Annotated in this window: 13 protein-coding genes; 12 read left to right on the forward strand and 1 reads right to left on the reverse strand. The window is 42.2% G+C overall.

Annotated features, from left to right (window positions below):
- Positions 1-131: 131 nt before the first annotated feature.
- The 3 genes from yiaK to ACFEL9_RS13290 all read left to right on the forward strand — a co-directional run bounded on the left by yiaK (position 132) and on the right by ACFEL9_RS13290 (position 3,269).
- Entirely contained in the window at positions 132-1,154 is a 1,023-nt protein-coding gene (gene yiaK, locus ACFEL9_RS13280) for a 3-dehydro-L-gulonate 2-dehydrogenase (protein ID WP_385890732.1), read from the forward strand.
- Positions 1,155-1,163: 9 nt separating this feature from the next.
- A complete protein-coding gene (locus ACFEL9_RS13285) occupies positions 1,164-2,090 on the forward strand; it encodes a glycoside hydrolase family 43 protein (RefSeq protein ID WP_385890735.1) in 927 nt (308 codons plus the stop codon).
- Between the two features lie 141 nt (positions 2,091-2,231).
- Positions 2,232-3,269: an HNH endonuclease gene (locus ACFEL9_RS13290; RefSeq protein WP_385890737.1), complete on the forward strand. Its 1,038-nt coding sequence runs from the start codon at positions 2,232-2,234 to the stop codon at positions 3,267-3,269.
- A gap of 392 nt (positions 3,270-3,661) precedes the next feature.
- On the opposite strand, the gene ACFEL9_RS13295 is transcribed toward ACFEL9_RS13290, so the two are convergent.
- A complete protein-coding gene (locus ACFEL9_RS13295; protein ID WP_385890740.1) occupies positions 3,662-4,243 on the reverse strand; it encodes a dioxygenase family protein in 582 nt (193 codons plus the stop codon).
- A 256-nt stretch (positions 4,244-4,499) separates the two neighbouring features.
- Between ACFEL9_RS13295 and ACFEL9_RS13300 the strand changes: the two genes are divergently transcribed.
- The 9 genes from ACFEL9_RS13300 to ACFEL9_RS13340 all read left to right on the forward strand — a co-directional run bounded on the left by ACFEL9_RS13300 (position 4,500) and on the right by ACFEL9_RS13340 (position 13,241).
- Entirely contained in the window at positions 4,500-5,204 is a 705-nt protein-coding gene (locus ACFEL9_RS13300) for a DUF1016 N-terminal domain-containing protein (RefSeq protein ID WP_385890743.1), read from the forward strand.
- A gap of 34 nt (positions 5,205-5,238) precedes the next feature.
- Complete coding sequence (locus ACFEL9_RS13305) at positions 5,239-5,571, forward strand: PDDEXK nuclease domain-containing protein (RefSeq protein ID WP_385891494.1); 333 nt, start codon at positions 5,239-5,241, stop codon at positions 5,569-5,571.
- Positions 5,572-5,902: 331 nt separating this feature from the next.
- Positions 5,903-7,333: a glycoside hydrolase family 28 protein gene (locus tag ACFEL9_RS13310; protein WP_385890746.1), complete on the forward strand. Its 1,431-nt coding sequence runs from the start codon at positions 5,903-5,905 to the stop codon at positions 7,331-7,333.
- Positions 7,334-7,412: 79 nt separating this feature from the next.
- Positions 7,413-8,189: a rhamnogalacturonan acetylesterase gene (locus tag ACFEL9_RS13315; RefSeq protein WP_385890749.1), complete on the forward strand. Its 777-nt coding sequence runs from the start codon at positions 7,413-7,415 to the stop codon at positions 8,187-8,189.
- A gap of 33 nt (positions 8,190-8,222) precedes the next feature.
- Complete coding sequence (locus ACFEL9_RS13320; protein ID WP_385890750.1) at positions 8,223-9,350, forward strand: glycoside hydrolase family 88/105 protein; 1,128 nt, start codon at positions 8,223-8,225, stop codon at positions 9,348-9,350.
- Positions 9,351-9,478: 128 nt separating this feature from the next.
- A complete protein-coding gene (locus ACFEL9_RS13325) occupies positions 9,479-10,270 on the forward strand; it encodes a hypothetical protein (RefSeq protein ID WP_385890753.1) in 792 nt (263 codons plus the stop codon).
- A 22-nt stretch (positions 10,271-10,292) separates the two neighbouring features.
- Entirely contained in the window at positions 10,293-10,892 is a 600-nt protein-coding gene (locus ACFEL9_RS13330) for a hypothetical protein (RefSeq protein ID WP_385890756.1), read from the forward strand.
- A gap of 408 nt (positions 10,893-11,300) precedes the next feature.
- Positions 11,301-12,014 (forward strand): UMP kinase, encoded by a 714-nt coding sequence (gene pyrH, locus ACFEL9_RS13335; protein WP_385890759.1) that lies wholly within the window; start codon positions 11,301-11,303, stop codon positions 12,012-12,014.
- Positions 12,015-12,194: 180 nt separating this feature from the next.
- Entirely contained in the window at positions 12,195-13,241 is a 1,047-nt protein-coding gene (locus ACFEL9_RS13340) for a coiled-coil domain-containing protein (protein WP_385890762.1), read from the forward strand.
- Positions 13,242-13,340: the final 99 nt, after the last annotated feature.

Raw genomic sequence — 13,340 nt, forward strand, 5'->3', positions numbered from 1 at the left:
GTTAATAATGAAATTTCGGATATCGGTGTCTGTGGGTTGGAGGCTTCCCCTAAGGGGGGAAGTCGGAAGGGGGCCGTACTGATGGCTGTTACCTTGCAGCAATAATTTATCTTTCCAGCTCAAATCCTTGTATGAGTGATTCATCCAATATTATCATGGTGCAGGCTGAAGCCATGCATGCTTGCTTCGAAAAAATATTGCTGAAAAATAAGTTTGAAGCCGGCAGGGCTCGTGAAATTGCAACAGTATTTACAAGCAATAGTGTAGACGGGGTGTATACACATGGTGTAAATCGGTTTGCCCGGTTTATCGAATATGTGCAAAAAGGCTTTGTGAAAAAAGACGCCTCTCCGCAATGCAGGCATAAGTTTGGGGGCATTGAGCAATGGGATGGTAACCTGGCGCCCGGTATCACGAATGCCATATTTGCGACCCATCAATCCATGAGACTGGCCGATGAAAACGGCATTGGTTGCGTATCGCTGGCTAATACCAATCACTGGATGCGTGGCGGAACGTATGGTTGGCAGGCGGCGAAGGCAGGATATGTATTTATTGGCTGGACCAACACCATTGCCAATATGCCGGCATGGGGCGCCATGGATGCAAGGCTGGGCAATAATCCACTGGTGATAGCAATACCTTACCAGGAGGAAGCGATCGTGTTGGACATGGCGATGTCGCAATATTCATTTGGCGCCATGGAGCTGTCAGCGATGAAGAGCGAAAAATTAGCGGTATATGGTGGGTTTGATAAAAACGGAAATATTACCAATGATCCGGCGGCTATACTCGAGTCAAGGCGGCCGGTACCAGTAGGTTATTGGAAAGGCGCCGGATTATCCCTGCTGTTAGACATATTGGCTACCATTCTTTCAGGTGGCTCAGCAACACATGCCGTCAGCCAGCGGGAAGTTGAGTATGGATTATCGCAGGTATTTGTCACCATTAAGATTTCGGTATTGCCCAATCATTCGGCTATTCCGGATTTAATTAAAAATATTCTTGACGATTACAAACAATCCCTGCCGCAGGACAACAAAACTTCCATCAGTTACCCGGGCGAAAGAGTGCTGCAAACAAGAGAAAAGAATAAAGCTCGGGGAATCCCGGTTGTGCGGCGGGTATGGGACGAGATTGAAAAACTTCAATAAAATATAAAAATGATGAAATGGCTTTTTGGATTTATTACAATGCTTTCACTGCAGGCAATGGCGCAGCAGCCTGATGATGTCTATTTGTTTTCTTATTTCAAAAACAATGGCGAAGATGGTCTGCACCTGGCATATAGTTATGATGGACTGAAATGGACAGCGCTGAAAAATGACAGTTCATTTTTAAAACCCACGGTAGCAAAAGATAAACTGATGCGGGACCCCTGCATCATCCGTGGAGCGGATGGATTGTTTCACATGGTATGGACCGTGAGCTGGAATGATAAAGGCATTGGTTACGCTTCTTCGCCGGATCTTATCCGCTGGAGTGAGCAACAGTTCATCCCGGTAATGGCGCAGGAAGATTCGGCGAGAAATTGCTGGGCGCCGGAGATCACTTATGATGCAAAGAAAAAGCAGTACATGATCTATTGGGCCACGACTATACCCGGCCGTTTTGCGGCGGGTGATACGGCAGGTGATGACAAATACAACCACCGGCTCTACTATGTGACCACGAAAGATTTCAGGCGTTTCAGTAGAACAAAATTGCTATACGACCAGGGCTTTAATGTAATTGATGCGAGCATTGTACCTGTGGGAAAAAAGTTTGTGATGTTCCTGAAAGATGAAACAAGATATCCGCCGCAAAAAAATATCCGTATCGCCACGAGCTCCAAACTGACCGGGGGTTATGACAAACCTGCTACACCCATCACTGGTAATTATTGGGCCGAGGGACCGACGGCTGTTCGCATCAATGACCAGTGGATCGTTTATTTTGATAAATACATGGATCACCGGTATGGTGCCGTTGCTTCCAAAGATCTTGTCAACTGGAATGATATTTCAGAACAAATACAAATGCCAAAGGGCATCCGGCATGGAACGGTGCTGCGGATCAGTAGGAATGAATTGGAGATTTTATTAAAATGAATGGGCGGGTTATTAAGCTAGCAAAATTGTATTTACGCCTTAACAATAAAAATGGACAATGTTATCTCTTTGAAAATCAAAAGTCGTTTTTCTTGCTTTGATGGAAGGGAGGGCATAAATTTATGAGTTGGCGATAATCTTATGAGCATCCTTCTAAAAACACATAAGCTATTATGGGGCCGTTCTGGAAATAAATGTGCTATGCCGGACTGTCACCATGACTTGATTGCAGATGAAACTGAAACTGATGATGAATCTATCATTGGTGACGAAGCACACATTGTGGCCAGAAGCGAAGATGGGCCAAGAGGCATTTCCGAATTGACACCAGACGAAAGGGACAAATATGATAACCTTATCTTGCTATGTAGAAAACATCATAAGATAGTTGACGACCAACCAAACTTTTATACAGTTGAAAAACTTAAGGAAATAAAGAAACAACATGAAGAATGGGTAAAAGCAAGTTTGCATATTGACAAGGAAAAAGAAAAAGACGAGTTAAGCTATGCATCTAATATTGACACGATTGTAAAAATGTTTGACTTTGACAATTGGAATAATTGGACATCTTCTTTGATAAGCCATGGACAGCCGTCAGTTGGTTATCTAAAGCTGAAAGAACTTCAAAAGATACCAGATTTTATTGTTTCAAGATTCTGGCCAAAAAGGTATGAAGACTTAGAAATTGCAATCTTCAATTTGAAGAACGTTTTAAACGATTTCCTCAAAGTATTTCATGAATATGCAGACGAAGATGCTATTGCCCGCGCAGAAGAGACGGATGAAGACAGAACTATTCGAACGAGAAAATTTTATAAAATCAGAGAATGGAATCCAGAACTATATAATCAGTTATTAAAAAGGTTTGACTATCACGTTTCTCTCGTAGAAGACCTTGTATTGGAGATGACAAGAGCAGCAAACCTTATGATTGAAAAAATTAGAAAATATATATCTCCAAAATATAGAGAAGAGGAAGGAAAACTTCTTTTAACTTCTGGTCCTGACATGGACTTTAGTTGGAAAACATTTAAAGTTGAGTATAAAATCGAAGAGAAAAAGGAAAATCATCCATATCACGGATTAAAAGACTTTATGACCGAACGTGAAAACAGAGATGTTCACTATGGTGAAGGCGTCGATACTCATTATTTGCCAGAGAGATTTGGACTTTGAAAACCCATACCCCTAACATTGGTGCATATGGCGGGCGACGAACAAATTCTCAGCTTTTTGTTTGTCTCGTCCTGAAATAGGGTTACACTAAAAAGTAAACGAATGGACATCAGACAACAAGCTAATAAAGAATATTAGGCGGATGGTATGACATACTGTTACTTGCCCAGGCCTCCTCCCGTTTCGTTCATGTCCAAGTCTCCGTGCCGGATCGGTGAGTGGGCCATGGGACATTGGGCGGTTGAGTAACGGATATTTTAATTTAATGTCTTTATGATGTGCCAATGCGAAGAGTAAAGAAGAAATTACTGCAAAGTCCGGAGTCCGCTATACACAAGCAGGGCGATGGACTCCGGGCGGGAACTGTAGTTTACATTGCTACTTTCGGGATCTTATCGGGTTGCGCTATCAGCCTGCTCCATATTTATATCGATTGATCCAATCCAGGCGCCATTTTTTTCCTTTTTAATATCCAGTATTGAAAATGGTCCCTGGCCAGTGATGTTGGGGGTCGTAAACCCTTTAAAAAAAAGAATGCTCTTTATTTCTTTAAATCCTTTTGCATTGATAACATAGTGTAAATGTCTGCTGTTTTTTTGTCCGGGATAATCGCCGGGTAAGATGGTCTTTATCCTGAAGCAACCGCTTTCATTGGTATGTACAGTTCCTCTGATCCTCGCCTGATCGTCCGGGCCGCCTGAAGCATTGTAGATTCCCGAGGAATCGGTTTGATAAAGAAAAAGGGAAGCATCCCTGACAGGCTGATTGGCCTTTCGGTCAATAACCTTTCCATGAATCACCAACGGTTCACCAGGCTCATCTTTTTTTGCCAATTGTATAAATCCTTTTTGGCCAGGTTCGAGGTTGATACAATTTTTGTCCTGGTTGATGTTTCCCGGGATCTGACGGCCGTTGCAGGTTAAAAACAAAACCATCAGGATGATAGGATGCTGCATCCAAAATAAACGTTTCATGATAAATATGTTTATAGCTTTATTCAGTAAGGTATGATAAGAATAAAAATGATTTTTCAACTCTTTGATGATTGAACCGGAACACTTGACGAATTGCTGGGCTATATATAAATAACACAGATCAGTTAAGCCACTTACTACAACAAGTGGGGTTGGTGAGAAGAAACACCAGCCCCGGCGTAAAAAAGAAATAAAAATGATATTACCCTGAGGTATATTTTGAGAAGCAATAATCACTTATCTATATTTGTCAACTGTGAAAGTATCCAAGCCTAAATATAACGACCTATTAAAAGAAATCAGGCAACTGGTTGAACAGGCAAGACATAATGTTGTCAGAAACATCAATACCGAACTGCTGATTACCTACTGGAATGTAGGCAGATTGATTGTTGCTAAGGAGCATTCCGAGCAATATGATGAAACTTCGGTAAGGAATATGCTGCTTGACATTTCAAAGGAACTGACAAGAGATTTAGGAAAAGGGTTTAGCCGCAGTCAGCTCACTTATATGCGTTTATTCTTTTTACGGTTTAAGATTTACCAGGCGTTTGGCAAATCTGGTGTGACAATGTCACACCAAAAAAACAAGAAGTCTGCAAAAGCAATTGGACTGACAGTGTCAGACCAATTAAGCTGGTCGCACTACTACGAGTTGCTGAAATGTACTGATGAAATGGAAATCAGTTTTTACCAGCAAACTGCAATACAAGAAGGCTGGTCGGTACGAGAACTTCGCCGCCAGATGGACGCTGCTTTATTTGAACGCATAGCGTTAAGCAAAAACACAAAGAGTGTAATGAAGTTGGCTGCCAAAGGACAGATTATTGAAGCCGATACTGATGTTGCCAAAGATCCTTATGTGCTGGAGTTTCTAAACATCCAGACCATCACAGCTATTCAGAAAAACACCTTGAACAGAAAATTATTGACAACCTTCAAAAGTTCATTCTTGAATTAGGCAAGGCTTTGCCTTTATTGCCAGGCAATTCCGCATTACGCTTAACAACAAACATTACCGGGTTGACCTTGTTTTCTATCACCGGATTTTAAAATGCTTTGTACTAATTGACCTTAAAATAAAATCGGTAGAGCATAGCGATATCGGACAGATGAATCTTTACCTGAATTATTTTGAGACCGAACAAAATGTTGATGGCGACAATCCGCCTATCGGCATCATCCTTTCAAAATATAAAGACGATGTAACGGTGGAGTACGCCATCAGGGGAATAACAAATAAAATTTTCGTTTCAAAATATCAACTATATCTGCCAGACAAAAAAATATTGAAGAAGAAACTAAAGGAATTATTAGATAAAAATTAGCCATCACACAGATGTAAGCACATTTGCAAGGCACACATGGCCTGACAATGTAAAAGGAAAAGTCTTAATGTTTATCGTTCGTGAGACCCTTTCAAAGTCGATAAGGTCGACTCTATCACATTCATTCAAAAACCTAATCAGGATACTTCAGGACGGACGGACAATGCGAAATAGCTAATTTCATCCCACTTAAAATTGCCGTAGAATGCTTGTCAATTATATAGTGTCTCCTCCCTTATTTTATGTCAATATCCCTGGTCAGGGAAATAAAACTTTTCGGGAAACTACCATAGTCCCGCATTAATAATTATCACCAGTTCCAAAAATCAACATGTTACGAATTATCCTTTTGCCGGTTTTTATTTTTTCCAGCTTGTTCGCATTTACCCAGTTTAAAATGCCGGCATGGGTCAATAGAGTGGGTGCAAGATCATTTCCCGCATCTAAAAAAATATTTTATGTCAATGACTATGGTGCAAAGAGTGACAGCACCACAATCAATACCATTTATATTCAAAAGGCGATAGATGATTGTGCCGCCAAAGGTGGCGGCGTGGTGAACTTCAAACCGGGAACCTATGTAACAGGTGCGCTGTTTATCAAAAGCAATGTGCAACTGAATATCGATAAAGGCGTTTTGCTGCTGGGCTCGCAAAACTTCACCGATTACCCCGAAATGGAAAGCCGGATTGCGGGTATTGAAACCAGCTGGCCGGCAGCATTGATCAATATTGTCGATGCTAAGAACGTCGCCATTACCGGCAAAGGCATTATCAATGCGAGGGGAAAATTTTGCTGGGATAAATATTGGGCCATGCGGAAAGAGTATGATGCAAAGGGGCTCCGGTGGATCGTGGATTATGATGCAAAAAGAGTTCGTACACTGCTGGTTCAAAATTCGTCGGATATCACCATCAAGAATCTCACCTTTAAAAACGCCGGTTTCTGGACAGTGCAATTACTGTATTCGAAATATCTCACCGTAGATGGAATTATTATCAAAAACAATGAAGATGGCAGCGGGCCCAGTACAGACGGTATCGATGTAGATTCTTCAAGCTGGGTGCTGATTGAAAACTGCGATATTGATTGCAACGATGATAATTTTTGTTTGAAATCCGGCAGGGACTGGGATGGCCTCCGGGTGAATAAGCCAACTGAGTATGTAGTCATTCGTAAAAGTATTGCAAGGCGGGGTGCGGGCCTGGTGACATTAGGCAGTGAAACAAGCGGCAGCATCCGTCATATACTCGCAACGGATCTTTATGCTAAGAACACCGACAACGGTCTGCGGCTGAAATCAGCAACCACTCGTGGCGGAGTTATAGAAGACATTTATTTTCTCAACTCCGTTCTCGATTCAGTGAATAACGTGTTCCAGTTTAATTTAAACTGGTATCCCGCCTATAGCTATTCCGAACTTCCCAAGGGCTATAATTATGATTCCGTGCCCGCACATTGGAAAGCGATGTTGCAAAAAGTAACACCGGCATCCAAAGGAATTCCCCAAGCAAAAGATTTTTATATCAGCAATATTAAAGCCACACATGCCAGGAATGCATTTGTTGCAGCAGGATTGGAACAATCAACACTGAAAAACTTTATTTTTTCCAATAGCATTATTTTGGCTGATGTGATCGGAACTATGGAAATGACAGAGGGGTGGAAGTTCAATAATTTAAAATTGGATATCAGGAAAAAAGAAGAGAAAAAAACATCACAACCCCAGGGAATCGAACATGAAGAACGATTGAAGGGCTAGCGATAATCATTTAGAAAGAAGAGTTATTCCCTATTCAACACTCAATTTTTGTATGGTCAAAACATTTTATAGTCAGCCAATGAAACTTAAACTCGTTTTTATAGCATGCCTTTCCCTGCTGCTTTCTTCCTTCGTAGTATGGAAGAACGGGAAACCTGTGATTTATATTATTGGCGATTCAACAGTCAGGAATGGGGATGGCACCGGTAAAAATCAGCAGTGGGGATGGGGAAGTTTTATAGCGGGATATTTTGATACCAACCGGATCAGTGTCCGAAACCACGCTATTGGCGGGAGAAGCAGCCGCACATTTATTACCGAAGGTCGTTGGGACAAAATTTTACAGACATTAAAAAAGGGTGATTATGTGATCATGCAGTTTGGTCACAATGATGCAGGACCACTGGATGACACCGCCCGTGCAAGAGGAACTATCCGGGGAATTGGTGATGAGTCGAAAGATATTTATAATCCTATTCTAAAAAAACAGGAGACTGTTTATACCTATGGCTGGTATATGCGAAAATATATCCGTGACGCAAAAGCAAAAGGAGCTATTGCCATTGTGTGTTCGCCTGTTCCCCGTGACAACTGGAAAGATGGTAAAGTAACCCGTTCGTCAGACAGCTATGCTAAATGGGCCAAAGAAATAGCTGAGCAGGAAAAAGCTTTTTTCATTGACCTGAATGAGCTGGTGGCGTTAAGATATGAAGAACTGGGAGCCGATAAAGTAAAGAGTTTCTTCCCCGCTGATCATACACATACCAATATAGAAGGGGCAGAGCTGAATGCTGAAATTGTGATAACTGCTCTGAGAGAATTGAAGCCGGGAAAGCTGAAGAAATATTTACACTAAAAATTTTGCCGGATAAAATAAACTAATTGCCTGATGAAAAAATTTCTTTTGTTGCTGGTTGTATCCGCACTTCTTTTACAGGCTGAAGCACAAAAACTTCCTTCAAAAAAGAAGATCATTAAAGTATTACGTCTGACCAACCAATATTTCATGGATAAATGGCCGGATGCCGGCAAACCTATTTTCACCAATATTGAAAGACCCTCCAATATTTGGACCAGGGCTGTGTATTACGAAGGGCTGATGGCCTTATATGCTATTGACAAACAAAAGGCCTATTATGATTATGCATTGCAATGGGGTGAGAAACACAAATGGGGTTTGCGTGGTGGTGTCAAAACAAGGAATGCCGATAATCAATGCTGCGGTCAAACCTATATCGATATGTATTTGCTGGACAACAAGCAGCATCCCGAAAGAGTAAGAGATATTAAGGCTTCTATCGACTCCATGAAGTTGACCAGCAAGGTCGATGACTGGAACTGGATCGATGCACTGCAAATGGCCATGCCGGTTTTTGTGAAGCTGGGAAACCTGTACAACGATACCAGTTATTTCAACAGGATGTATGAGATGTATGCTTTTACCAAATACAAACACGGCGGCAATGGTTTGTATAACGCCGCCGATAAACTTTGGTGGCGGGATAAAGATTTTGTGCCACCCTATAAAGAACCCAACGGTGAAGATTGCTATTGGAGTCGCGGCAATGGTTGGGTAGTGGCTGCACTTGCCAAAACATTGGAGGCATTGCCAAAAACAGATTCGCACTATAACGAGTACCTGCAGGATTTTAAAGACTTATTATCAGCTTTGCCTGCTATTCAGCGGGAAGATGGTTACTGGAATGTAAGTCTTCATGACCCCAATCATTTTGGCGGGAAAGAAGTCAGTGGTACTTCTTTATTTACATATGGAATGGCATGGGGAATTAATAACGGCGTGCTGGATAAAAAAACCTACCTGCCTGTTATCACGAAGGCCTGGAACGCGATGACAAAAGAAGCGGTGCATCCCGACGGTAAGTTGGGCTATGTACAGGGAACGGGTAAAGAACCAAAAGATGGCCAGCCGGTCGGCTATGATAAGACACCCGATTTTGAAGATTATGGACTGGGTTGTTTTTTACTGGCCGGCACCGAAATCTTCAAATTAAAATGATTGTTACCCGATTTTTATAAACAGAAAAAATATCGGGCAGGATTTAGCTTTCTTACCTAAAAGTAGTATTGAGCTATAGGTATATCTACTTACATTTGGTATGCCATTTCAAACCAAAAACTATTGTTATGAAAAAGTCAGCATACCTCCTCTGCCTGGTGGCGGGGCTTGCGCTGTCCCCAGCCGTCCCGGCACAAGGGCTTTTAAAAAAGCTCAAAGACAAAGTAAATAAAGCCGTAGATAAATCTGTAGACAAAGAAGTAGAAAAGAAAACTGGTCTTCCCTCCGATTCCCCATCAAACGACAACAGCAACAACAACTCCAGTGGCAAGCCAACCAATAAAGGTGGTGGTGGTTTGACAAACACAGAACCACCGGATGTGAAAGCGCAGATGACAGAAGCCGAAACAGCACACGGTGCAAAAAATTACAGTGATGCCCGCTATTCTCTTCAACAGGCATTAATGGGTGTCGAAATTCAATTGGGACGACAGGTCTTAAAATCATTACCCCTTACGGTCGTATCCGTTCCTGCCGATACTACGCAGGATAAAGTAATGAGTACGCAATGGGGCTGGAACAATATGACGATTCAGCGGGTATACCGGAAGGATGATAAACAACTCACCATCACCATTGGCAATAATAGTGTGTACTCGCCTTTTATCAGTATGTATTTTGCGAATGCCGGCATGGTGGAGGCTAATGCAGAAAAACAAAATATAAAACAGGTAAAAGTAAAAGGAAATAAAGCCGTCATCCAATACGAGGATAGCAAAGGGTATACCTTAATGATGCAAATGGGTCAGACCTCATTGATTGTTTGGGAGTGCATCAATTTCGCCAATGAGCAGGAAGTAATGGCTGCTGCCAATGCATTTGATATCGATGGTATTAAAAAAATGCTTGGCGAAAAATAATTAACCACTAAAAGAAATTATTATGAAACATCTCAGCATATTATTAGCCTGTGTTTGTTTGGCGGCTTCTTCCATCGCACAGGATTTTGCAAAAGACATGGCTACAGCAAAGTCGGCTTATAACGCCGGTAAGTTGGAAGAAACACATTTTGCTTTGCAACAGGCGATGCAGGAAATTGATATTATTATCGGGAAAGAAGTATTAAAGCTGTTACCAACAAAAATGGACTCCCTGGCTGTTAATACAAAAGATGACAATGTATCCTCCAACGTGGGGTTTGTCGGGGCGACTATCCATCGCAGCTATGGAAAGTTTACCAAAAAAGCCGACCTGTCGATTATCAGTAATTCGCCAATGGTAGCTATGTTGAATTCCATTTTGAATGCACCATTGCTTGGCGGAATGATGAAAGATGAAAACAGTAAGACCGTAAAAGTGCATGGTTATAAAGCAAGACTTGAGAGAAGACCTGGCAGTGCCGATGACAAATATGATTACGATTTACAAGTACCGCTGGGTAGTGCTTTGATCACTTTTACAGTAGATGATTGTACGGATACTGAAATACTGGCGATGGCGAATACATTGCCGCTTCCTGAAATCGCCAAACTGATTCAATAGGGACACTCACAGTATAAACCGGAAAAGCACTCGGAGCGGGTGCTTTTCTTTTATCAGCTAATCTCTCACTGGTTAGCGAACGTACTTAACGCCCGTAACAATCCTGTTGTGGATAATGATCTGCTTGCTGCATTTGGATTGAAATGAAATAAATGCAAAATTGTCCCCGGTTGACGCCGAGTCGCAGGCTGCCGCACAGAGCCACCAGGCAGACATCGGCTGCGAAGTCTTTTTAACGAACACTCGGCTTGGAAGGAACTTCCCATGCAGACAGGGAAGCATCAGCATGCGACAAATGTTCCGTTTTAGTCAACGACTGGCTATCTCAATAAAACCTGTCCGATAAAAAAGTCTGTTTCCCTATCTTCGCAGCCTGCCTACCGTCAGGCAGGCGCAAAAATATAATCCATGCTGCCTAAGTATAAACGAATTCTGCTGAAATTGTCCGGTGAATCTTTGATGGGTGATAAGAATTTTGGAATGGATACAACCGTGATCTCCCAATATGCCCAGGACATAAAAGAAATAACAGAACTGGGTGTGCAGGTGGCGATCGTTATCGGGGGAGGTAATATTTACCGGGGAATGAACGAAGCGGAGACCGGAATTGAAAGGGCACATGGCGATTATATGGGAATGCTGGCTACCGTAATCAACGGTATGGCTTTGCAGGCAGGGCTGGAAAAAATAGGGGTGTACACAAGACTACAGAGTGCCATCAAGATGGAGCAAATAGCTGAACCCTATATCCGCCGCCGGGCTATCCGCCACGTGGAGAAAGGCCGTGTAGTTATTTTCGGGGCAGGTACAGGTAATCCTTATTTTACTACTGACACTGCTGGTTCCCTGAGGGCCATCGAAATAAAGGCAGACGTTATCCTGAAAGGCACCCGGGTAGATGGTATCTATACCGCCGACCCGGAAAAAGACTCTTCCGCGACTAAATATGACAGCATTACCTTCCAGGAATGCCTGAGCAAAAATTTGCGGGTGATGGATATGACCGCTTTTACTCTTTGCATGGAAAATAACCTCCCCATTATCGTTTTTGACATGAACAAAGAGGGTAACCTCAGGCGGGTGGTCACCGGCGAAAAGGTAGGTACGCTGGTAAAAGGCTAAACCTGCGTCTCACGGCAGTTTTTGTCAATAGCCGGGAACAAAATTTCAAGATTTTTCACCCGGGGCTTTTATTTTTCAGGATAGCTATTATCTTGTGTAATCTTTCCCACTCTTGTGAAAAACAATTAGCCAGCGTCTGGTTAATTTTTTTTAGTTTCCGGAATTAATTTATTTCAGAATATGTTGGCCGCCGTCACTCTTACCCTTTCTGTTCTTGAAATTGTGTTGTTGCTTTTTGGAGCGATCATTTTAGGCATCACCATACATTTCTTTATTGCCAGTAATAGAAGTCTTAAAGCTACCACCCGGGAAATGGAAAAAGGTAATCCCCTGCAGGATGAGTGGAAGCTGAAATACCTGAATGATACCGAAGCAAAAGACAGGGAATTAGCTGAACTCAGGCAACAATTGGCAGAAGCGGAAGAAAATGCCAGGATCTATTCAACCGAAGCGCAGGAAATACACCGGGAGAAAAGAGCCCTGGAAATTGAAATGGCCAATATGCAAAAACTCGCAACTCCTGTTACTGCTACCTTGCCGGCAGAAAAAGAAAGGGTGGTGGGCATCGATTATCTCGACCAGTTGCGGGAAGCGCAAAATAGCCTGATGGAACAGAATCAAAAAATCAACCAGCTGTTGGGAAATATTGATGTGATAAAAGAGAAAGAAGAGTTGCAGCGGGAGATCCTGAAAAGCAATGAAGAACTGTCAGCGCAGGTCGGTAGCATGCGGGCACAACTCTCCGAAAAGGAAAAAGAAATCAATCAAATACGGCAAAAGGAGCAGCTGACCTCTGAAATGAAATCCATGCTCGACAATACTTACCAGGAGTTTAATATCCTGCAGGGTAAAATTCAAAAAATGGAATCGCAGCTGACAGCTGCTAAAATGATGAACCTTGAATTTGAAGATCTGAAAGAATTGCATACCAAAATGAGCAAAGATTTTGAAGAGTCTAAGTTCAAGGCTAATGCACTGTCGATGGAAAACCAGCAATTGCACACGCAGCTGATAGAACTGGAAGATAAGTTGAGAGACGCAAACTTTCAGAAACAACAGTTGCAAAAAAGAGCCAGCTACCTGGAAGAACTAAACAATGACCTGCAGGTCGTATCAGACACTAACAAAAAACTGGAAAGCCAATTGCGGCGTGTAGGGGAATTGGAAAGTATGCTGAACATGGTATCCGAAGAAAGAGATCAGTTGATGCGTAACAGGGGATTATAATTTTTACTGATTAAAATCATATTGTATAAAGCTCCGCCAGGGGCTTTTGTTATGTTACCACTTTTATAAAGCAGTTAACTTTGCTGCTTAAATGATCGA

Origin of the sequence: Terrimonas alba (assembly GCF_042434975.1) — a bacterium.
GTDB classification, from domain to species: Bacteria; Bacteroidota; Bacteroidia; order Chitinophagales; family Chitinophagaceae; genus Terrimonas_B; species Terrimonas_B alba.

Coding starts and splice junctions, on each gene's coding strand:
- ACFEL9_RS13290 (WP_385890737.1), top strand. CDS start 2,232: ATGAGCATCCTTCTAAAAACACATAAGCTATTATGGGGCCGTTCTGGA.
- yiaK (WP_385890732.1), top strand. CDS start 132: ATGAGTGATTCATCCAATATTATCATGGTGCAGGCTGAAGCCATGCAT.
- ACFEL9_RS13330 (WP_385890756.1), top strand. CDS start 10,293: ATGAAACATCTCAGCATATTATTAGCCTGTGTTTGTTTGGCGGCTTCT.
- ACFEL9_RS13340 (WP_385890762.1), top strand. CDS start 12,195: ATGTTGGCCGCCGTCACTCTTACCCTTTCTGTTCTTGAAATTGTGTTG.
- ACFEL9_RS13325 (WP_385890753.1), top strand. CDS start 9,479: ATGAAAAAGTCAGCATACCTCCTCTGCCTGGTGGCGGGGCTTGCGCTG.
- ACFEL9_RS13285 (WP_385890735.1), top strand. CDS start 1,164: ATGATGAAATGGCTTTTTGGATTTATTACAATGCTTTCACTGCAGGCA.
- ACFEL9_RS13295 (WP_385890740.1), bottom strand. CDS start 4,243: ATGAAACGTTTATTTTGGATGCAGCATCCTATCATCCTGATGGTTTTG.
- ACFEL9_RS13315 (WP_385890749.1), top strand. CDS start 7,413: ATGAAACTTAAACTCGTTTTTATAGCATGCCTTTCCCTGCTGCTTTCT.
- pyrH (WP_385890759.1), top strand. CDS start 11,301: ATGCTGCCTAAGTATAAACGAATTCTGCTGAAATTGTCCGGTGAATCT.
- ACFEL9_RS13320 (WP_385890750.1), top strand. CDS start 8,223: ATGAAAAAATTTCTTTTGTTGCTGGTTGTATCCGCACTTCTTTTACAG.
- ACFEL9_RS13310 (WP_385890746.1), top strand. CDS start 5,903: ATGTTACGAATTATCCTTTTGCCGGTTTTTATTTTTTCCAGCTTGTTC.